Genomic DNA, 21,140 nt, shown 5'->3' with positions numbered 1-21,140 from the left:
CATCATTTCTGATGGCTTTCATGAAAGTTATACTTTCAAAAATTATTTTGTAGGATAAGGTCTTGCAACTGCACCAGTATAAACCTGACGAGGACGAGAAATTGGTTGTCCTAAGTTTCTTGACTCTTTCCATTGTGCAATCCAACCTGGAAGACGACCCAAAGCAAATAATACAGTAAACATTTCTGTAGGGAAGCCCATTGCTTTGTAAATAATTCCAGAATAGAAATCCACGTTTGGATATAATTTTCTCTTTTGGAAGTATTCGTCGTTTAATGCTTTTTCTTCTAAACCTTTAGCGATTTCAAGAAGTGGATCATTGATACCTAATTTATCAAGTACCGCATCTGCGTGCTTCTTAATGATTTTCGCTCTAGGGTCGAAGTTTTTGTATACTCTATGACCGAATCCCATCAAACGGAATGGATCATTAGGATCTTTTGCTTTCGCGATAAATTTATCAACATCGCCACCGTTAGCGTGAATGTCTTCTAACATTTCAATTACTGCTTGGTTAGCACCACCGTGAAGAGGACCCCAAAGTGCGTTGATACCAGCAGAAATAGCAACATATAATGAAGCTTGTGATGAACCTACTACTCTTACTGTAGCAGCTGAACAGTTTTGCTCATGATCAGCGTGTAAGATTAATAATTTATCCAATGCATCAACTAATACTGGATCGATATCGTAATCCTCAACAGGTAAACCGAACATCATTTTCATGAAGTTTTCGATATAGCTTAACTTGTTTTCAGGATACATCAACGGATGTCCAACACTTTTCTTATATACCCATGAAGCCAAAGTAGGAAGCTTAGCAATCAATCTATGGATTGTTAAGTCTACCATTTCATGATCTCTATTAGGATCTAATGACTCAGGGTGGAAAGCTGTCAATGAAGTTACCAATGAAGATAAAACGCCCATTGGGTGAGCATCTGCAGGGAAACCATCAAAGATCTTTCTTACATTTTCGTGTACTAATGTGTGACGAGAAACGTCTGATTTGAACTTGTCGAATTCTTGGGCAGTGGGTAATTCCCCATTTATTAATAAGTATGCAACTTCTGAGAAAGTAGAATGTTCACATAAATCTTCAATAGAATAGCCTCTATATCTTAATATACCTTTCTCTCCGTCAAGGAAAGTAATATCACTTGTTGTAGAACCTGTATTTTTGAATCCTACATCCAAAGTGATTAATCCACTCTGAGCACGAAGCTTACTGATGTCAACACCAATTTCGTCTTCTGAACCTTTGATAACTGGTAAGTCGTATGATTTACCAGCATATGTTAATTGCGCTGTCTTTTCATCCATGTTTTTGTCGGAATTTGTTTGAGGTTTGTTGTGGTCAAGTTCTACTTCTTGCATAACTAAAAAGTGTTAATTATTCTTTATTTTCGCACGTGTTTCATTCCAAAACTGATTGCTACTCGTTTTGAATGCCTAAATATATTTCAGATTTTACGTTTTTGCAAAAAAACGGGGGTAATTCAATACAGATATGCGCTAAAAACACTAAAAATCAGAAGAATTTATTTTTTTTATATTTAAATGACATTTATCATTAAAAAATGGTAATTTCATGTAAAATCAATCTAAAAAAAATAAAAACGTAAAATTCTTTGAACTTTATTTAAGTTTGTAATAAGTTGTTTCGCGCGGGAGATATACCATTTATCATTCTGTTGTTTTTAAGAATTAATAGAGATTATTATTTATATATATGACTAAGAATTTACTGATTGTCGAATCGCCAGCAAAAGCCAAGACTATAGAGAAGTATTTAGGAGGTGATTATACGGTTAGATCAAGCTATGGTCATGTTCGAGATTTGAAGAAAGGAAATGACGCCATTGATGTTGAACATGATTTTAACCCAACCTATGAAATATCGTCTGATAAGAAAGATGTTATCAGAGAACTAAAGAAATTATCCAAGGAAGCTGAAATGGTATGGTTAGCGACCGATGATGACCGCGAAGGAGAAGCTATTTCATGGCACTTAAAAGAAACTTTAAAATTAAAAGAGACAGATACTAAAAGGATAGTTTTTAGAGAAATCACGAAAACAGCCATCAAAGCTGCGATTCAAGCTCCAAGAACTATTGATATAGACTTAGTAAATGCTCAGCAGGCGAGAAGAATTCTAGACCGATTAGTGGGTTTCGAACTTTCACCCGTACTCTGGAAAAAAATCCAAAGAGGATTATCCGCAGGACGTGTACAAAGTGTAGCCGCTAGATTGGTTGTAGAAAGAGAGAGAGAAATTGAGGCATTCAAGCCAAAAGACTATTTCAGAGTTGTTGCTACGTTTGATTTAGGTAATAATAAATCATTAGAAGCTGAATTATCCACTAAGTTCAACTCTAAAGAAGAGGCAGAACAATTTTTAAATGATTGCCTAGGTGCTGATTTTAAAATCAATGATATTAAAACAAGACCAGGTAAGAAAACACCAGCTCCTCCTTTTACAACCTCTACGTTACAGCAGGAAGCCAGTAGGAAGTTGGGGTATTCAGTAGCCTCTACAATGTCCATTGCTCAAAAATTATATGAAGCAGGACATATTACCTACATGCGTACCGATTCCTTAAACTTATCTGAGGAAGCGATTCAATCTGCTACTAATGAGATTTCAACGGTATACGGAGAGGATTATGTACAGGTAAGACATTTCAAAACATCAAATAAAGGAGCTCAAGAAGCCCATGAAGCCATTCGTCCTACCAATTTCAATAACCACAAACCTGACCTTTCTGACAATAGAGAGGCTCGCTTGTATGATTTGATTTGGAAAAGAGCAGTAGCTTCACAAATGGCAGATGCAAAATTAGAAAGAACTACAGCAGAAATTACAACAGCTAAACGTTCTGAAAAATTTGTAGCCAAAGGTGAGGTAATCATCTTCGAAGGTTTCTTAAAGGCTTATATCGAATCAAATGATGATGATCATGATGATGATGATGAAACAAAAGGAATGCTTCCTCCATTGTCTGTTGGTCAAGATATGCCATTAAATGTAATGTCGGCAACGCAGCGTTTCTCAAGACCTCCAGCAAGATATACTGAAGCAAGTCTTGTGAAAATGTTGGAAGAGAAAGGTATTGGTCGTCCATCTACTTATGCTCCTACAATTTCTACTATCCAAAAGAGGGAGTATGTAATTAAGGAAGCTAGAGATGGTAAGGAAAGAAACTACACTCAATTTATCCTTGAAAACGGTGCAGTTACAGAAAAGAATCTTACTGAGACTTACGGTACTGAAAAAGGAAAATTATTCCCAACCAACATGGGGATGGTGGTAAACGATTTCCTTGTAAAACACTTTACCAATGTCATTGATTATTCTTTTACAGCAAAAGTAGAAGAACAATTTGATGAGATTGCCCACGGTAATTTAGAGTGGCAATCGATGTTGGGAGAGTTTTATAAGCCTTTCCATCATACTGTAGTCGATACAGAAGAAAATGCTGATAGAGCAGAAGCACATGCCGAAAAAGAGTTAGGTGTTGATCCTGCTACTGGTAAGAAAGTCTTGGTTCGTTTAGGTCGTTTCGGTCCGATTGCTCAAATTGGTGAACAAGATGATGAAGAGAAGAAATTCGCTTCATTAAGAAAAGGACAATACCTAGAGACAATTACTTTAGAGGAAGCTCTAGAGTTATTCAAGCTTCCTAGAACATTAGGTAAGTTTGAAGACAAAGTGGTTGTGGCTGCAATTGGTCGTTTTGGTCCATACATCCGTCATGATGGCAAATTTGTTTCTTTAGGAAAAGAATACGCACCGGAAACTGTAGAATTAGATACAGCAATCGAGCTTATTTTAGCTAAAAGAAAAGCAGATGCTGAAAAACTCATTAAAGTGTTTGAAGAAGAAGAAAACCTTCAATTACTAAATGGACGTTGGGGACCTTATATTTCTTACAATAAGGCGAATATTAAAATCCCGAAAGAGTTAAAAGAAAAGGCAAAGGAATTGACCTATGAAGAGGTTAAGAAAATCATAGAAGAAGCTCCAGAACCTAAAACACGTGGTAAAAAAGCAGCCGCTAAAAAAGAACCTGCAAAAAAGGCTACTACAGCTAAGAAAACAACTGCAGCGAAAAAGACAACGGCAAAGAAGACCACAACAAGAAAAAGAACAACTACTAAAAAGTCATAATAAGTTCGTTTGAATACCTGTCTAATATAGAAGAGTTACTCTACTCATTCAGGTTTTAAATGCAATCTTAAAGATTTTTCTTTTGGAGTTCGATTAAAAAACGAATCAATATTTGGTCATTTTTTTAATCGAACTCTTTTTTTTATCTATTTTTCAATTAAAAATGTTAAGAAAAACACAATACGTAGGCATGTATTCGTGTAAGCAAATTAGACTTTACATTTATTTTAATTAGAATTGTATTACCAAACGAACATGATGCTTGTCATTGTGTTTTTTTTAAGTAGCAATACGTAAACAAACTTGTGCACCCAACGGGTCAATTGTCATGAACATTCACGAATACCAAGCAAAAAGCATCCTTAAGGAATACGGAGTAAAAGTTCCAGCAGGATATGTAGCAGAAACTCCAGAAGAAGCTGTGGAGGCTGCAAAAAAACTTACTGAAGAAACAGGCACCAATTTCTGGGTGGTTAAAGCTCAAATTCATGCGGGTGGCCGTGGAAAAGGCGGTGGAGTAAAAGTGGCTAAAAGTATGGACGATGTACAAACGCTTTCTGAGCAAATCATCGGTATGCAATTAGTAACACCTCAAACAGGACCTGAAGGTAAAAAGGTTAATAAAGTGATGATCCAACAGGATGTATACTATCCTGGTGAATCAGAAATCAAAGAATATTACATGTCTGTATTGCTTGACAGAGCTACAGGTAAAAACATGATCATGTACTCTACAGAGGGTGGTATGGACATTGAAGAAGTGGCGGAGAAAACTCCAGAGCTTATCTTCAAAGAAGAAATCGATCCAGCTGTAGGTATCCAAGGTTTCCAAGCTAGAAGAGTTGCTTTTAACTTAGGAACATCAGGTAAGTCTTTTAAAGAGATGACTAAATTTGTTACTGCTCTTTACAATGCTTATGTAGATACTGACTCTGAAATGTTTGAAATCAACCCTGTTTTCAAAACATCAGATGACCAAGTAATGGCTGTAGACGCTAAAGTAGGTATCGACGATAACGCTTTATACCGTCACAAAAATATCGCTGAAATGCGCGACATCACTGAAGAGGATCCAACAGAAGTTGAAGCTGGTGAATCAGGTCTTAACTATGTAAAACTTGACGGTAACGTAGGTTGTATGGTTAACGGTGCTGGTTTAGCAATGGCAACTATGGATATGATTAAGCTTTCAGGTGGTGATCCTGCAAACTTCCTTGACGTAGGAGGTGGAGCAAACGCTACTACTGTAGAAGCTGGTTTTAGAATCATCCTTAAAGATCCTAACGTAAAAGCAATCCTAATCAACGTATTTGGTGGTATTGTTCGTTGTGATCGTGTAGCAAACGGTGTTGTTGAAGCATACAAAAACATTGGTGACATTCAAGTGCCGATCATTGTACGTCTTCAAGGTACTAACGCTGAGGAAGGAGCTAAAATCATTGACGAGTCAGGATTAAAAGTAACTTCAGCAATTACATTAAAAGAAGCTGCAGAGAAAGTAAAAGCTGCTTTAGCTTAATTACTTTTATTACAATATTTTCAACCCATCTGTTTTTCAGATGGGTTTTTTATTGTCTATTTTTGAAGCATGAAGTATATATTAAAGCCCTTTTCTAGATTATACGATTATATTACCTCCGTCCGTAACCAAGGTTATGATAAGGGAAGAAGTCGTATTGTTTCTTTTTCTTTACCGATAATCTGTGTAGGAAATTTATCTGTTGGTGGAACAGGGAAAACGCCTTTTGTGGAATTTCTGATTCAAAATTTATCAGATAAATATAAGGTCGGTATTCTCAGTAGAGGCTACGGAAGGAAGACAAAAGGGCCTATTTATGCAGATGAAATAGCCACGGCAAGAACAATTGGAGATGAACCGATGCAATACCACTCTAAGTATCAAAATATAGAAGTAGTGGTAGCAGAACAAAGAGTTTTAGGGGTTCCATTCTTTGCTGATTCTGATATCATTGTTCTCGATGATGCATTTCAGCATAGAGCAATTCATAGAGACTTGAATATTATGCTTTCTGACTTCAGTGCCCCATTTTTTAAAGATGAGGTTTTACCATTAGGAAGATTAAGAGAAAGACGAGAAGGTGCTTCTAGGGCTGACGTTATTATTTACACTAAAGTAAAACATCAGCTCAGTCAAAAGGAGATTGAACTTTATACACAATCAACACATCAATATGCTCCGAATGCTCAGGTATTTTTTACCTCAATAAAATATGGGGAATTGTATCCACTGAATGAAAATTCTAAAAATGGGTTAGAGGCCAAAGAGGTTTTTGTAATGACGAGTATTGCAAAGCCGGAACCGATGTTAGAATACATTGAAGGAAATCTTCAACGCAAAGTGGTGAAACATTTTAAATTCAGAGATCATTATTCATTTACTGAAAAAACTATCCAACGAATTGAGAAAGAAATAGGTGAACAGAAAACAATCATCATCTCCGAAAAAGATGCGGTAAAACTAAGACCTTTATTAAGAAATACTTCCCTTCAATTTATAGTCATTCCTATTCTCCCGGAAGTTTTAAATAATCAAAAAGATCAACTTTTGGCACTCATTGAAAGTGCATTATCAAAAGCTGAATAATCTACCCACTTGTCAATATCCCATAGATAAGTTTCCATGGCTGAGAATTTTTTTTTGTAATCATAAAATGACGGTACATCATAACAATAACCGTGATAGTAATAATCACAGTTAAGCTGATTGGCATACATGATCTCTACTAACATAGTGAAGATTCCAAGACTATAACTTTTATAGTCTGGATGAAACATACCATATATGCTAGAAAGAGCATTTTCTCCAATTCCAAAATAACTTACTGCAATTAATTTATCATCATCAAACACCCTTAAATCCAATATTGTAGTAGGAGTGCTCGACGTTTTCTCTTTAGAAAGAAAATCAAAAATACTCTGTGGTACATTGTCTTCAAATTTCAATTTATGGATTTGAAATAGTTCTTGTGAAATTGAATCTAGCTCTACCTTTTGAATACTTAATTGGAAATCCCCACATTTACGTAAAATTTTACGTTGTGATTTTGAAGGCTTAAAATCCTTTACTCTTAAACGTAAAGGAAGTACGTTACAGACTTTGTCATCGTGAATGCTAATATTATATCTAAAGAAGTTTGGACCAAAGTGTCTCCAGCCTTTCGCCAATAAATAATCATATTGTGACGGGGATACCCACGTTCTTGAAAACTCGTCTAGTATATAGTTCATTGATTGATAAATTTAATCCCTATTCTTGGTAAAGAATACATCATTGAACATTAAAACTACAAATAATTCAGAAAAAACACGGCCTATTTTGCTTCTTTCATTAAGTCTCTCTCTTTTTTCATAATTCGGCTCAGTGTTTCAGGTTGCATCCTCAAATAAGAAGCAATATATTTCATTGGTATATGTTGGAATAATTGTGGACTTCTTTCTATCACTCTTTCAAATCTTTTTGTTGGTGAAGTGGTTAATAAGTCAATTTCTCTTTCAATTTGTTGCTTAAAGAAGTTTTGTAAATAGAGATCGTATTCTTTTTGATAGTCGTTATTGGAATTAATGATTTCAAAGAACTGTTTCTTGTGAATTTTTTTTATCACAGAACTACGAATACATTCAATGGTAAATAAAGAAGGACTTCCATCAAAAAAAGAGGGAATAGAAGCTAGAATAGAGTTTTTATAACCAAATCGAATGGTATGTACTTCTTCATTATCATCTTCAAAGTAGGTTACTCTGACAGCTCCATCCAAAACGATATACATGTGTTTTTCAATTTCTCCAACTCTGATTAATAAATCTCCCCTTGATAATTTTTGAAGTTCAGATATATTTTCGTTCGAATTTACAAGAGCATGAAATAATGAATCCATAATAATTTTAATTCTCAACAACAATTACGAATTGGTGCTTTATTTTAAATAGATTTAATTCAAAAGCTAGTCAAAAACAAAGAAAAAACCTTATTTTCGCAATCTAACACTTACAAAAATACAATGATCAAATATTTAATCTTGCCTTTTTTACTTGTTTATACACTACAAGTTCAAGCACAACAAACAAATTATTCTTTCGAAGGTTTAATCAATACTGAATTAAAAGTTAGACTTCGATTTTCCGTTGAAGGTCAAAAAGCGGAGGGTTATTGTATTTACATGGATACAAAAGACAAAAAAACACTAACTGGTGAATTTGCAGAAGATGGAACGTTGACATTACGTCAGAAAGATGGAGAACGATTTGAAGGGAAAATCATTGCTAATTACATGTACAAAGGTGAATTTTTCAATACCGACAATGTCGATCAAGGTACTTTCTTATTTTCAAAAATTGAAACACCTATTGCAGAAGACAACGCTATTTTAGCAAACGCTACAGCACCAAAAAATGAAAGCTCATCTGCCAATGTGAAGAAATCTCTGACAGAGGTTGAAGTTTCTGATATTTTAAATAAGTACATCAAAGAATACAAGGAATGCTACCAGAAAGGGATTGATCCAATGAAGTGTCGTCAATATACATCAAGAGCAATTACAGAGATTTTTAATGTAGATGATTTTAAAGATCCCTACGTAGGCGGTAGTTTCTTGACGATGACAGAAGCCTATGATAAAATTGCTGCTGATACCAATTGGAAAATGCTAGGGGAAGCTAGTAATAAAGGAACACTTGAAGAAGCCATTAAAAAAGCAAATGCAGGTGAACTAGTTTTGGTGGCTTACGCTTTTAAAGGATTTATCCAACTTTCATTCATTAGAAAAGGTGAAGGTAAGATGTCATCTAAGTGGGGAACTAAAGTTCCAGAAGTTGCGATTTTCTTCAACAATGATCCTAATAAGTCTTTTTCTTCTAAAGGATTGAATTATTTATGGAGAGATGCCTCTAATATTGAAATTTGGATAAAAAAATAGTGTTTTTTGACGCTTCATTTCTTAACTTATAGTTAACCAATTAGTCTAAATATTATCAAATAACTAAAGTATTCTGAAATGAAAACGTCAAAAGAGAAAGTACTATCATTTTTACAAGCACAAATCAAAGAATCAAAAGAAAGTACAAAAGCCAATTTCGAAAATGTTGTACGGCTCATGCATCAACCTTATCTAAATGAAGGCATTGGGAAAGGTAGTGTTTTTGAAACGGAAAGTTCTTTATTTGTTGTAGGCGTAAAGCTTCCTGCTTTAAAATACGAAGGAAAAAACATCATAGGACTAACCACTGATTCTCCTTTCTATCGTTTTTTTAAAAACAAAAAAGATGGAGATAAAGTAAAATTTGGAAATGATATTGAGCATATCAAAATCATTTAATGTATAAGCATCTATTCTGTAAAAGGGTAGATGCTTTTGTTTTAACATATATTTTAATTCTTTTTATATTATTGCCTAACTGTTGCATATTATTAATCTCTAAATTTGTTGTGATGAATAATGCAAAACAGTACATATCATTTTTTATATTATTAATCTATTCAATTGGAGTAGGACATACTTTTATTGAACATTCAGATTTTGATATACATTGCTCAGCTGAGCAGAAGGGCTGTTGCGTTAAAAATGATAGTAAAGACCATCAGTCATATAACTTTATCAATCATTCTGATTTAGATCTGTATGATTTGTTAGCATGTCTTTTAGGTCACATTAATCATTCTGCCGTGGTAGATACAAAGATCTCTACCGACAATGAAATGATCTTGAAAGCTCCGAAAGTAATCCGAGAAGCTATCGCTTTTTATATTCTTTGGAGTATCCCCAAAACATTTACAGAAGTTATCAATCACTTCGTTGCTGAGGATAGCTCTTTAAAACCACTCCTCTATATTACCGGCTCCGGTAAACGTGGACCTCCTGTATTATTGTAATTTCTTTTTGATATAACAGTTTTAAAGCTTCTCTGAAAAGACTAGCCTTAATTGCTATATCCATTTTTTTATCTCACAGGTTGAAATACTATATTTTTACCTAAATGGGAATTCTATATACAATCAATAATACAGAAGAAAGATGATAAGTCATATCATATCATTTTCAATAAAAAATAAATTAGTCATTGGTGTTTTTATCATTGCATGGATATGTGGTGGTATATGGTCATTGACTAAAGTACCTGTCGATGCTGTTCCGGATATCACAAACAATCAAGTACAGGTCATCACTCAAGCTCCAAGTTTGGGTACTGAAGAAGTGGAACAGTTTATTACCTATCCTGTTGAGTTGGCGATGTCCAACCTACCGGATGTAGAAGAAATTCGTTCCGTAAGCCGTTCGGGTTTATCCTTAGTGACAATTGTTTTTAATGATGAGGTAGGTACCTATTTACCTCGTCAGCTAGTGATGGAGAAGTTAAATGAGGTCAAGGAGAGTATTCCAAAAGGATTTGGAGAACCTTTTATCGGTCCCATCAGTACAGGTCTGGGCGAGATTTATCAATATACACTTGAAGTAGACCCGACCTTTAAAGATCATTATTCTCTTACTGATCTAAGATCCATTCAAGATTGGATAATTAGAAGGCAAATGGCAATGGTACCCGGTGTGGTAGAAGTCAATGCCTTTGGAGGATACATTAAACAGTATGAAGTAGCCGTGGAACCAGATGTTTTGAATTCAATGGGAATCACAATTCAAGACATTTACACTGCCCTCAATCAAAACAATCAAAATTCAGGAGCATCCTACATTCAAAAGGATTATAAAGCCAATTACATTAAAGGTGAAGGTTTAATACGATCATTGGACGACATCAGAAATATTTTGGTCAAGAAGGAAGGAAATATACCCGTTCGTATTGGTGATATTGCAAAGGTACAGTTTGGACATGCTGTTCGATATGGAGCCTTGACAAAGGAAGGACAAGGAGAAGCTGTAGGAGGAATGATTTTGATGTTGAAAGGAGCCAATTCTGATCAAGTCATCACCGCTGTAAAAGAAAGGGTAGAATTAATTCAAGAATCATTGCCAGAGGGCGTTCGCATCAAGGAGTTCCTGGCAAGAAATAAACTCATCGAAAATACAACATCCACTGTTTCGAATAATTTAGTGGAAGGTGCACTTATCGTGATCTTCATTTTAGTATTGTTACTCGGTAATTGGAGAGGAGGTTTAGTCGTTGCCTCAACAATTCCATTATCCTTGCTTTTTGCATTTATGATGATGTATCAATTTGATGTATGGGCCAATCTAATGAGTCTTGGTGCTATTGATTTTGGAATCATTGTAGATGGAGCCGTGATTATTGTGGAGGCAACGGTATTTATGATGCAAAAAAAGGTTGTTTCTAACATTGGTTTATCTCAACAACAGAAAGACGAAGTGAGTAAAGAAGCCTCAACGAAAATGATGAATTCTGCTTTCTTTGGACAGTTAATTATCCTTATCGTTTTTGCTCCAATACTAACCCTCGAAGGAGTGGAAGGTAAGATGTTTATACCAATGGCACTCACTTTTATGTTTGCCATGATTGGTGTAATGATTCTATGTTTGACATATGTACCAATGATTTCCTCTCTTTTCATAAATGTGAAAAGCAAGAATAAACCTTCGTTTGGGGGTAAAATCATTCAAGCTATTGAAAATACTTATGAGCCAATCCTTCTACAATCTCTAGCAAAAGGGAAGATGATTATCTTGGCGTGTTTTATAGTTTTGATGGCCTCACTTTATATTTTTTCTACACTCGGTGGGGAATTTATGACGCAATTGGATGAAGGAGATATTGCCTATCATGTGATCATGAAACCTGGTACCTCTTTGGAAGAGACCATTAAGGCAACAACAAAAATAGAGAATATCATGAAGTCCAATTTCCCTGAGATTGAACAAGTAATGAGTAGAATCGGTGTTGCTGATGTCCCAACCGACCCCATGCCTATGGATGTTGCAGATTGTTTGGTGATTTTAAAGCCTAAAAGTGAATGGACTTCTGCTTCTACAAAAGAAGAACTTATTGATAAAATTAAAGAAAAAGTATCTACAGTCCCTGGCATAAACTTCGAGTTTACCCAGCCCATTGAAATGCGTTTTAATGAACTAATTTCAGGAGTCAGAGAAGATATAGCTATCAAATTGTATGGGGAAGATTTAACTGTTTTGGCGGAAAAAGCAGAAGAAATTAGTGCTCTGATTGGGGATGTGGAAGGTATTGCTGATAAAAGAGTCGAAGCAACTGCAGGGTTGCCACAAATTGTTGTGCATTACGACAGAAACAAATTAGCTCAATATGGTTTAAACATCAATGAATTGAATGACCTAGTACAAACTTCATTTACAGGGAAGTCAGCAGGTGTCATTTTCGAAGGTGAAAAAAGATTTGACTTAGTTGTAAGGTTGGAAAAAAGTAAAAGAAATGATATTGATGATCTGAAAAGTCTCTATGTCAATTTACCTAATGGTCATCAAATTCCTCTTCAACAAATTGCAGATGTTGTGTATGAAACCGGCCCAATGCAAATCAGTAGAGATAATACGCAACGTAGAACTTATGTTGGTCTGATGGTCAGAGGACGTGATATAGAATCAGTGGTCAATGATATTAAAGACAAATTAAACCAAGAACTTGATTTACCTGCAGGTTATTTTATTCGCTATGGAGGCCAGTTTGAGAATTTAGAGAGAGCATCAAAAAAACTGAAAATTGTAGTTCCAATTGCTCTTTTATCTATTTTCTTATTACTCTTTTTAGCACTTAAATCTTTAAAAGAAACATTAATGATTGCTATGGCAATACCATTTGCAACGATTGGTGGTATCATCTCCCTTTGGTTAAGAGGAATGCCCTTTAGTATTTCAGCGGGAGTTGGTTTTGTTGTGTTATTTGGAGTAGCAGTTCTCAATGGTTTGGTTTTAATTGAAGGCTGGAATGAACTAAAACACGAAGGAGTCGATAATCTTAAAGATCGCATAAGAATTGGAGCTAAGAGAAGAATTCGTCCTATTTTATTAACGGCGTTAACCGATATTTTAGGCTTTCTTCCAATGGCGATTTCCTCATCAGCAGGAGCAGAAGTACAACAACCTTTGGCTACAGTGGTAATTGGAGGGATGATTACTTCAACTTTCTTAACCTTGATCGTATTACCTGTCCTGTATTCAATGATTGAAAAGTCTGAGATAGTAAAAGTAAATCCCAAGCCTGTTATTGCCATTTTTGTCGGATTGATACTTTTTTCATTAAACAATGAGAGTGTGGCACAAACTCAACGTCAAGTGATTAATTCAATAGATCAAGCGATTTCAATTGGTTTGCAACAAAACGGTAATATGAAAATTGCCAATACTGAAATTGAAATTGCGGAGTTGGGTAAGAAAGAAGCATTAAACATTCAGAAAACTCAAATTAATTCTACATACGGTCAATATAACTCCTTCCGAAATGATTTGGGTTTTGAAGTTTCTCAGAATATAGAATTTCCGACGGTTTACTCCAAAAGAAAGGATTTAGCGAAAGAAAATCTTATTGGAAGTCAGTTGAAGCTTAAAATGACCGAAAATCAAATCAAAAGGGAAATTAAAAAAGCCTGGTATCAACTATGCTATCTGAATGAAGAAATGGAATTGATACAATTTCAGGACAGCCTTTATAAAAGGTTTCTACATGCATCAAACATAAGGTTTGAAACGGAAGCTACTAATTTTTTAGAAAAAGCATCAGCAGAAACTCAAGTAATGGATATTGAAAATAAGTTGTTTTTGTTACAGTCCGAAATCAACATTCAGAAAAATACTCTGAGAGTGTTATTGCAAGATACTATAGGACTTAAGTTCAAGCCTCAAAAGCTAGAGAAAAAAGGTGGAATTAACACTCGTGATATTGAAAGTAATCCCACTCTAGCTTTTATCAATCAACAAGTTGGGGTAGCAGAAGCGGAAAAGAAAGTTGCTTCAGCCGAGATACTGCCTGAGATCAATCTTGGTTATTTTAACAACTCCATGAACGGTGTTCCTTTATCTGCAGATGGAGGATTTGCTAATTCCTCCAACCGTTTTCAAGGTATCTCAGTAGGTTTAGCAATTCCTATTTTCTATGGTTCAAATAAGGCTAAAATTGATGCTTCAAAACTGAAAGCTCAGAATGCTGTTGTTCAATCTCAACAATTTAAAATTCAATTAGAAGGTGAGCAAATCAGGCTTGAACAGGAAATCAACAAGTTAAATGGAAGCCTTAATTATTATGAAACAAAGGCTCTTCCACAAGTTGATCGAATCATAGAAAATGCTCAGAAAAGCTTTGAGCATGGTGCCATTAATTATATTGAGTATTTCCAAAATATCAATCAAAGTCTGGAAATGAAATATAACTATTTACAAACCCTCAACACTTTCAATCAAACCATGATTGAAATAGAATACATCACTGGACAATAAAAGAAATACAATGAAAAAGTATAAATATATATTAGGATTCTTATTACTAGGTGTTCTTCTTGAAAGCTGTCAAACTTCAGCAAATCATCATCATACAGAAGACGAACACCAGCATGAAGAAGGGCATAAGGAACATTCTGATGAAGTACATCTTTCTTCACTCCAATTCAAAAGTTTAGCCATGAAAGTGGGAGAAATACCTACTATGAATATCGGAGAGTATGTACTAACAAATGGCACACTTGAAGTACCGCCTCAAAATCAAGCATCTATCACGGCTGTAATTGGAGCTAATATTAAGAAGATCAATGTAATTGAAGGAGAAAAAATTAGAAAAGGACAGGTTTTAGCTTATTTGAAGCATCCAAACCTTATTAAGATACAAACCGATTATGTCACTAAATTAAATGAGCTTCGCTTTTTAGAAGATGAATTTAATAGACAGAAAAAGCTATACGATGAAAAGGTAGGTTCTGGAAAAGAGTACCAAAAAGCAACTTCAATTTATTACTCCACCAAAGGTGAAGTGAAAGGGTTGGAAGCACAACTCAAAATGCTTCATCTGAATATAAATAAGATCAAAGAAGGACATATTTTCGAGAATATTCCCGTAGTGAGTCCAATGAGTGGTTATATCAAATTGGTAGAAGTGAAAACAGGACAATATGTAGATCCTCAGACAGAAATGTTTGAAGTAATCAACTTGGATGATATTCATGTCGACTTAATGGTTTTTGAAAAGGATATCTCTAAAATTGAAGTAGGTCAAAAAGTTGTATTTAGAACAGAAGCGAATCCTAATCAAGAGATGAAAGCGAGCATTTTTAATGTGGGGAAATCCTTTGAACAAGGGCCAAAAGCGATTCACCTTCATGCAGATATTAAAGGTGAAAAAGAGAGCTTGATTCCTGGTACGTATTGTAAAGGAAAAATAATGATCGAAAATGATTACACTTCTGCATTGCCAGAAGATGCTCTAGTGAGAGAAGGAGATAGTATGTATTTCTTTACAGCAGAGATGAAAAATAACGAGTATTCATTCCAACCTCATAAAGTCATCATTGGAGAAAAAGATAATGGTTTTGTTCAAATAAACTTCTTAGAAGAAATAGATAAGCATCAAAAAGTGGCTTTAAATAATGCTTATTATTTGATGGCTGAGATGAAAAAGGCAGAAGCCGAACATCATCATTAATATTTTAATTCTACCCACAACGCATCTGAGGATTTTTTTCTTTGGGTGCGTTTTTTAAAAACTTTCATCTTCATCACCAACCTATCAACTCATCACTAAAACATAATTTCCCCTTAAACGGTTACTTTACTCCAATAAATTATTAACTTTACAATAATTATTATAAAGATTTGCGAATGAGTAAAAAAATAGGAGCAAATAATTCATACTTCGGAAATATTAAAGAAGCATTCAAAACATCCAAACATGGTCTAAAGATTACAATAGATCACTTTAAAGATGCTTTAAAAAATGAGAGAAGAGATCCCTTAGGAACGAGTGATGATAATTATTTTGAGAAACAAAATGCAATTGTAACTTTAAAATACCCTGAAGAGGTATTGCCCGTTCCTGATAATGGTAGATATAAATTAGATCTTGAGATAGATGACTGTATTGTTTGTGATAAATGTGCAAAAATCTGTCCTGTAGATTGTATTGATATAGAACCCATCAAATCCACTGATGTGATTGGTGAAACTTCTGATGGTACACCCAAAAGAATTTATGCCGCCAAATTCGATATCGATATGGCAAAATGTCTTTTCTGTGGTTTATGTACTTATGTCTGTCCCACTGAATGTCTGACGATGACGAAATCGTATGACTACAGTGAGTTGGATATGAGAAGTTTGACTTACGGCTTTGCAAACATGTCACCTGAAGAAGTGAAGGAGAAAAACAGACTTTACGATTTAGAACAAGAGAAAAAGAAAGCTGCAAAGTTGGGTGCTACAACAGAAGCCAAAGCTACAACTGTTAAAACGGAAGAAAAAGTGGAAGAGCCAGTAAAAAAATCAGCTCCAAAACCAAAGTTCAGACCTAAAGTGATCAAAAAGAAATAATGATTGAACTAATAGTATTTTATTTTTTTATAGGGGTAATAGCATTATCATCCTTTGCGTTATTTTTCACAAAGAACGTTATCCATAATGCCGCTTACTTACTTTTTTCATTATTAAGTGTAGCCGGTTTATTTGTACTTTCAGGTGCTGACTTTATCGCTATTACTCAAGTTATGGTTTATATTGGAGGTGTATTAGTCCTTTTATTATTTGGGGTGATGTATACTAAAAACTCTATTGACCATGAAATGGATAGTGGTTCGAAAAGGACGTTAATTGGCTTTTCATTTGGTGCCATCTTGTTTGGAATTCTGGCTTTCGGAATTTTAGAAGAGGACTTAGATAGAGATTACACTGTCAATAATGAAGGTATTACTTCTAATTTAGGTGTCAGTTTTATGACCGATCAGATCTTTGCATTTGAACTAACGGCAATACTTTTATTGGTTGTATTAATTGGTGCTGTTTTCGTAGCTGGTAAAGCAGATAAATCATTAGATAATCAATAAAATTCTTTCTAAATAATAGAAGAAGGCATATATTTGTTTTCTTACACGATTATAATTCGATCTAATTTATTTGGATCGTTTTTCATTTATAGATAAATAAAAAACTTATGGCACAAGTTACTTATTATACAGCGGAGGGCCTTCAAAAGTTATCGGACGAATTAACTGAGCTTAAAACGAAAGGGAGAGCTGATATTGCTCGTCAGATTGCTGAAGCAACAGATAAAGGAGATTTAAGTGAAAATGCTGAATATGATGCAGCGAAAGATGCGCAGGGTCATTTAGAAGCAAAGATTGCCAACTTAGCCAATTTAATTGCAAATGCAAGAGTAATAGATGAATCAAAATTAGATAACTCAAAAGTTGGTATCCTTTGTACTGTTAAGATTAAAGCTCCAACAGGAGCAGAGATGTCATATACATTAGTATCAGCTAAAGAAGCTAACGTTAGAGAAAATAAAATTTCTATTGATTCCCCAATTGCTCAAGGTTTAGTGGGTAAAAAAGTAGGAGAGGTTGCAGAAGTAAAAACTCCAAGAGGATTAATGAAATTCGAGATCTTAGATATTTCTCTATAATCTCCGATTCAAAGCATAAAAATAAAGGGTGATACAAATGAATGTATCACCCTTTATTTTTTACTAATCAAATATGATTGTCTTATTTTTATAGGTCATCAGCTTTCTATTGACATGCTGATAAAGTGCTCTCGATAAAACAATTTTTTCTAAATCTTTACCCTTACGGATCAACTCTTTCACGGTATCTTTATGACTTACTTTCGCCACATCTTGCTCAATGATTGGACCTGCATCCAAATCTGAAGTTACGTAGTGAGAAGTAGCTCCAATAATTTTCACACCTCTTTCATGTGCTGCGTGATAAGGTTTTGCCCCTACAAATGCTGGTAAGAAAGAGTGATGTATATTGATGATTTTATCAGGATAACTCTTAATAAATTCTGGGGAAAGAATTTGCATATATCTCGCTAAAACAACAAAATCAATGTTATGTTCTTTCATTAATTTTAACTGAGCAGCTTCTTGTTCCTTTTTATTTTCCTTATTCATTGCAAAATGGAAAAAAGGAATCTTAAACTTATCCGCTACTTTTTTCAAGTGCTCATGATTACTAATAATCATCGGAATTTCAGCTTGTAACTCACCTGAATCTGTTCTTGATAAAATATCATATAAACAGTGAGACATTTTTGTGACAAAGAGTGCCATACGAGGCTTTTGATCACTGAAATAAAGTTTCAAAGTCATATCAAACTTCTTTGCTAAAAGTGTCTCTATATAATCTCTAATTTTATCTTCTGGAATTAAAAAAGAATCAATTTCAAATTCAACTCTCATAAAAAATCGTCCCACTTCACGATCTACATACTGATCAAGGTAAATGATATTGCCTTGGTTTTCGTGAATAAATTGAGTTGTATATGATATAATTCCCTTTTGATCCGGACAATGCATCAATAAGATGGCCGTCTTCGGTTGTGTTTGTTGTTTCATGTTTAGTTATTTTAATGAAGCTAATAAAGAGTCTAAATATTCTCTATGATTAGCCAATCTCGGTACTTTATTTTGTCCCCCTAACTTGCCTCTTGATTTCATCCAATTATAGAAAGATTTAGGTTCCAGAAAATGAATTTTTGGTGCAATTAAAGCAATGTCTTTATAACGCTTTGCATCATAATCTGAATTGACCTCTCTTAATTTTTTATCAAGTGTTTCAATAAACAATTGCTGATCATTAGGGGTATGTTTAAATTCGATGGCCCACTCGTGACCACCTTTCTGTCCTTCCTGTAGATAAACTGGCGCAGCTGTAAAGTTCCTAACCTCAGCTTGGGTTGCTTTACATGCTGCTTTTATGGCTTCCTCTGCATTTTCTATCACTACTTCTTCTCCAAAAGCATTAATGAAATGTTTAGTACGACCAGATATTTTTATTCGATAAGGATATTTTGATGTAAATCGAACGGTATCTCCAATCAAATATCTCCACAAACCTGCGTTTGTAGTAATGACAATGGCGTAGTTTTTCCCAATTTCAACATCTGCCAACTGTATTACTTTCGGGTTTTCTTTATCAAACTCAGACATAGGTATAAATTCATAAAATACACCATAATCCAAAAGTAATAAAAGTTCATCGTCGTTAGTGGTATCCTGAATACCAAAGAAACCTTCAGAAGCATTATAGACATCCATGAATTGCATATCATCTCTGCCAATCAGCTTTTTAAATGTTTCCCTGTAAGGTCCAAAAGCTACTGCTCCGTGGAAAAACACCTCTAAGTTAGGCCAAACTTCTGACAAGTAAGATTTGCCTGTTTGTTCTAATATTTTTTCAAATAAAACCAATGTCCAAGTAGGAACCCCGGCAATACTTGTAATATTTTTTTCTATTGTTGTTTCTGCAATCCTTTGAATCTTGGATTCCCATTCATCCATCAATGCTACCTCCAAGTTAGGAGCTCTCATAAATTCAGCCCAAAAGGGGAGGTTCTTCATGATAATAGCAGAAACGTCGCCCAATAAACTATCATTATAATGGTGATTTTTCTGAATACTACCTCCAATTCCCAAACTTTTTCCAAACATTACTTTAGAGTTCGGATGGTTATTGAGGTATATTGTCACCAAATCTTTTCCTGCTTTATAATGACAGTCTTCTAGTGCTTCTTTTGAAACTGGAATAAACTTGCTCCTAGCATTTGTAGTTCCTGATGATTTAGAAAAATCAGTAATCTTAGTAGGCCATAAGATGTTTTGTTCTCCACGAATCATTCTTTCAATATAGGGGTTCAAATCTTCATAGGTTGAAATTGGAACCCTTTCGTCAAAAGTATTAATATTCTTAATGGAACTATAGCCATATTTCTTACCCCATTCTGTTTTGGAAGCACTCGATACCAAATCATTAAATAGGTGATCTTGCACTTCTATAGGATGCATCATAAAATGCTCAATCTGATGCATTCTTCTCTTTGAAATCCAGCTAATAGCAGAAGTAAGTATTTCCATATAATAAAAGATAGTTCTAGATCATTAAAGAAACTAACCTATACCATAGCAACCCAACATATCACAGGTATTTAAAAAATGAGTTACTACTGTTGATGTTTGTCCATCTTGTTAGTTTCAAGCTAACTACTAAAGTAATATTAAAATTTTGGGTATCAAAAAAAGGACACCCAACTGAGCGTCCTTATCATGATTTATGGCTTTCTTACTCAGAAAAATCTTTCTTTTTGTATTCAGCGTATTCACCAAAGTAAGCTTTTCTAACCTCAGGGTCATTGATAAGCTGATCAGGAGTACCGTCTCTAAATACAACACCACTTTGTAAGATATAAACTCTATCAGTAATTGATAAAGTCTCCGTTACGTTGTGGTCAGTAATAAGAATACCAATATTTTTCTTTTTCAAGTTGTAAACAATTCTTTGAATTTCTTCTACGGCGATAGGGTCAACACCAGCAAAAGGTTCATCAAGAAGTACAAAACTTGGGTTTGTTGCCAATGTACGTGCAATCTCTGTTCTTCTTCTTTCACCACCTGAAAGAGACATACCTAAGTTATCACGAACATGTGTAAGAGAAAATTCATTTAATAGGTTTTCTACTCTTTGTTTTTTCTCTTCTTTAGAAATTTTCTCCATTTCTAAAGGCAACATAATATTTTCTTCAACAGTCAATCCTCTAAAAACCGATGGCTCTTGAGCTAAGTAACCAACGCCTTTCTGAGCACGTCTAAACATTGGAAGTGTCGTGATATTTTCTGTTTCAAGATGAATCTCTCCATTGTTTGGCTTAATCAACCCAACAATCATATAGAAACATGTAGTTTTACCAGCACCGTTTGGTCCTAACAAACCAACAATTTCTCCCTGCTCTACTTGAATAGAAACATCATTAACTACTGTACGCTTACCGTACTGCTTAATAAGATTATCTGCTTTTAGTATCATTATATAAAAATAATA

The 21,140-nt window shown here is 34.5% G+C and carries 17 protein-coding genes; 11 read left to right on the top strand and 6 right to left on the bottom strand.

The window, feature by feature from the left end:
- Positions 1-42: 42 nt before the first annotated feature.
- Entirely contained in the window at positions 43-1,323 is a 1,281-nt protein-coding gene (locus tag IC221_RS12480; protein ID WP_188169312.1) for a citrate synthase, read from the bottom strand.
- 409 nt (positions 1,324-1,732) lie between these two features.
- Between IC221_RS12480 and topA the strand changes: the two genes are divergently transcribed.
- The 3 genes from topA to lpxK all read left to right on the top strand — a co-directional run bounded on the left by topA (position 1,733) and on the right by lpxK (position 6,776).
- Positions 1,733-4,171: a type I DNA topoisomerase gene (gene topA / locus IC221_RS12475; RefSeq protein WP_188169287.1), complete on the top strand. Its 2,439-nt coding sequence runs from the start codon at positions 1,733-1,735 to the stop codon at positions 4,169-4,171.
- A 328-nt stretch (positions 4,172-4,499) separates the two neighbouring features.
- On the top strand, positions 4,500-5,690 hold the full coding sequence (gene sucC / locus IC221_RS12470) for an ADP-forming succinate--CoA ligase subunit beta (RefSeq protein ID WP_188169286.1): 1,191 nt from the start codon (positions 4,500-4,502) through the stop codon (positions 5,688-5,690).
- 69 nt (positions 5,691-5,759) lie between these two features.
- The gene (lpxK, locus tag IC221_RS12465; protein ID WP_188169285.1) at positions 5,760-6,776 is read left to right on the top strand and encodes a tetraacyldisaccharide 4'-kinase; all 1,017 of its coding nucleotides are present in this window, start codon (positions 5,760-5,762) and stop codon (positions 6,774-6,776) included.
- On the opposite strand, the gene IC221_RS12460 is transcribed toward lpxK, so the two are convergent.
- Both IC221_RS12460 and IC221_RS12455 read right to left on the bottom strand, forming a co-directional pair.
- Complete coding sequence (locus tag IC221_RS12460; protein WP_188169284.1) at positions 6,731-7,420, bottom strand: arginine-tRNA-protein transferase; 690 nt, start codon at positions 7,418-7,420, stop codon at positions 6,731-6,733. The genes lpxK and IC221_RS12460 overlap by 46 nt on opposite strands.
- 83 nt (positions 7,421-7,503) lie before the next feature.
- The gene (locus IC221_RS12455) at positions 7,504-8,067 is read right to left on the bottom strand and encodes a Crp/Fnr family transcriptional regulator (RefSeq protein ID WP_188169283.1); all 564 of its coding nucleotides are present in this window, start codon (positions 8,065-8,067) and stop codon (positions 7,504-7,506) included.
- Positions 8,068-8,190: 123 nt separating this feature from the next.
- Between IC221_RS12455 and IC221_RS12450 the strand changes: the two genes are divergently transcribed.
- The 8 genes from IC221_RS12450 (at position 8,191) to greA (ending at position 17,725) form a co-directional block, all read left to right on the top strand.
- A complete protein-coding gene (locus tag IC221_RS12450; protein WP_188169282.1) occupies positions 8,191-9,105 on the top strand; it encodes a hypothetical protein in 915 nt (304 codons plus the stop codon).
- Between the two features lie 78 nt (positions 9,106-9,183).
- Complete coding sequence (locus tag IC221_RS12445) at positions 9,184-9,504, top strand: hypothetical protein (protein WP_188169281.1); 321 nt, start codon at positions 9,184-9,186, stop codon at positions 9,502-9,504.
- 113 nt (positions 9,505-9,617) lie between these two features.
- Positions 9,618-10,058: a hypothetical protein gene (locus IC221_RS12440; protein ID WP_188169280.1), complete on the top strand. Its 441-nt coding sequence runs from the start codon at positions 9,618-9,620 to the stop codon at positions 10,056-10,058.
- A gap of 142 nt (positions 10,059-10,200) precedes the next feature.
- The gene (locus tag IC221_RS12435; RefSeq protein WP_188169279.1) at positions 10,201-14,559 is read left to right on the top strand and encodes a CusA/CzcA family heavy metal efflux RND transporter; all 4,359 of its coding nucleotides are present in this window, start codon (positions 10,201-10,203) and stop codon (positions 14,557-14,559) included.
- Positions 14,560-14,569: 10 nt separating this feature from the next.
- Complete coding sequence (locus tag IC221_RS12430; RefSeq protein WP_188169278.1) at positions 14,570-15,754, top strand: efflux RND transporter periplasmic adaptor subunit; 1,185 nt, start codon at positions 14,570-14,572, stop codon at positions 15,752-15,754.
- 176 nt (positions 15,755-15,930) lie between these two features.
- The gene (locus IC221_RS12425) at positions 15,931-16,638 is read left to right on the top strand and encodes a 4Fe-4S dicluster domain-containing protein (RefSeq protein WP_188169277.1); all 708 of its coding nucleotides are present in this window, start codon (positions 15,931-15,933) and stop codon (positions 16,636-16,638) included.
- Positions 16,638-17,147 carry an NADH-quinone oxidoreductase subunit J gene (locus tag IC221_RS12420; RefSeq protein WP_188169276.1) on the top strand — a complete coding sequence of 170 codons (510 nt, stop codon included), beginning with the start codon at positions 16,638-16,640 and terminating at the stop codon, positions 17,145-17,147. The genes IC221_RS12425 and IC221_RS12420 overlap by 1 nt, the downstream gene beginning before the upstream one ends.
- Before the next feature lie 107 nt (positions 17,148-17,254).
- On the top strand, positions 17,255-17,725 hold the full coding sequence (gene greA / locus IC221_RS12415) for a transcription elongation factor GreA (protein ID WP_188169275.1): 471 nt from the start codon (positions 17,255-17,257) through the stop codon (positions 17,723-17,725).
- 63 nt (positions 17,726-17,788) lie between these two features.
- Here the strand turns inward: greA and purU are convergent, their stop codons facing one another.
- From purU to lptB, 3 genes are all read right to left on the bottom strand, one after another.
- Positions 17,789-18,661 carry a formyltetrahydrofolate deformylase gene (gene purU, locus IC221_RS12410; protein WP_188169274.1) on the bottom strand — a complete coding sequence of 291 codons (873 nt, stop codon included), beginning with the start codon at positions 18,659-18,661 and terminating at the stop codon, positions 17,789-17,791.
- Positions 18,662-18,667: 6 nt separating this feature from the next.
- Positions 18,668-20,179, bottom strand: a complete 1,512-nt coding sequence (locus tag IC221_RS12405; RefSeq protein ID WP_188169273.1) for a GH3 auxin-responsive promoter family protein — start codon at positions 20,177-20,179, stop codon at positions 18,668-18,670.
- Positions 20,180-20,384: 205 nt separating this feature from the next.
- The gene (lptB, locus tag IC221_RS12400) at positions 20,385-21,125 is read right to left on the bottom strand and encodes an LPS export ABC transporter ATP-binding protein (RefSeq protein WP_188169272.1); all 741 of its coding nucleotides are present in this window, start codon (positions 21,123-21,125) and stop codon (positions 20,385-20,387) included.
- Positions 21,126-21,140: the final 15 nt, after the last annotated feature.

The sequence above is a fragment of the Flammeovirga sp. EKP202 genome (genome assembly GCF_014534745.1).
Lineage (GTDB): Bacteria > Bacteroidota > Bacteroidia > Cytophagales > Flammeovirgaceae > Flammeovirga.
The sequence above is the reverse complement of the archived record's forward strand: the minus strand, read 5'-3'. Positions and strand labels throughout refer to the sequence as shown.

What these genes read in the sequence shown, in the direction of transcription:
- IC221_RS12480 (WP_188169312.1), bottom strand. Translation starts at nt 1,323, where the DNA reads ATGGATGAAAAGACAGCGCAATTAACATATGCTGGTAAATCATACGAC.
- topA (WP_188169287.1), top strand. Translation starts at nt 1,733, where the DNA reads ATGACTAAGAATTTACTGATTGTCGAATCGCCAGCAAAAGCCAAGACT.
- sucC (WP_188169286.1), top strand. Translation starts at nt 4,500, where the DNA reads ATGAACATTCACGAATACCAAGCAAAAAGCATCCTTAAGGAATACGGA.
- lpxK (WP_188169285.1), top strand. Translation starts at nt 5,760, where the DNA reads ATGAAGTATATATTAAAGCCCTTTTCTAGATTATACGATTATATTACC.
- IC221_RS12460 (WP_188169284.1), bottom strand. Translation starts at nt 7,420, where the DNA reads ATGAACTATATACTAGACGAGTTTTCAAGAACGTGGGTATCCCCGTCA.
- IC221_RS12455 (WP_188169283.1), bottom strand. Translation starts at nt 8,067, where the DNA reads ATGGATTCATTATTTCATGCTCTTGTAAATTCGAACGAAAATATATCT.
- IC221_RS12450 (WP_188169282.1), top strand. Translation starts at nt 8,191, where the DNA reads ATGATCAAATATTTAATCTTGCCTTTTTTACTTGTTTATACACTACAA.
- IC221_RS12445 (WP_188169281.1), top strand. Translation starts at nt 9,184, where the DNA reads ATGAAAACGTCAAAAGAGAAAGTACTATCATTTTTACAAGCACAAATC.
- IC221_RS12440 (WP_188169280.1), top strand. Translation starts at nt 9,618, where the DNA reads ATGAATAATGCAAAACAGTACATATCATTTTTTATATTATTAATCTAT.
- IC221_RS12435 (WP_188169279.1), top strand. Translation starts at nt 10,201, where the DNA reads ATGATAAGTCATATCATATCATTTTCAATAAAAAATAAATTAGTCATT.
- IC221_RS12430 (WP_188169278.1), top strand. Translation starts at nt 14,570, where the DNA reads ATGAAAAAGTATAAATATATATTAGGATTCTTATTACTAGGTGTTCTT.
- IC221_RS12425 (WP_188169277.1), top strand. Translation starts at nt 15,931, where the DNA reads ATGAGTAAAAAAATAGGAGCAAATAATTCATACTTCGGAAATATTAAA.
- IC221_RS12420 (WP_188169276.1), top strand. Translation starts at nt 16,638, where the DNA reads ATGATTGAACTAATAGTATTTTATTTTTTTATAGGGGTAATAGCATTA.
- greA (WP_188169275.1), top strand. Translation starts at nt 17,255, where the DNA reads ATGGCACAAGTTACTTATTATACAGCGGAGGGCCTTCAAAAGTTATCG.
- purU (WP_188169274.1), bottom strand. Translation starts at nt 18,661, where the DNA reads ATGAAACAACAAACACAACCGAAGACGGCCATCTTATTGATGCATTGT.
- IC221_RS12405 (WP_188169273.1), bottom strand. Translation starts at nt 20,179, where the DNA reads ATGGAAATACTTACTTCTGCTATTAGCTGGATTTCAAAGAGAAGAATG.
- lptB (WP_188169272.1), bottom strand. Translation starts at nt 21,125, where the DNA reads ATGATACTAAAAGCAGATAATCTTATTAAGCAGTACGGTAAGCGTACA.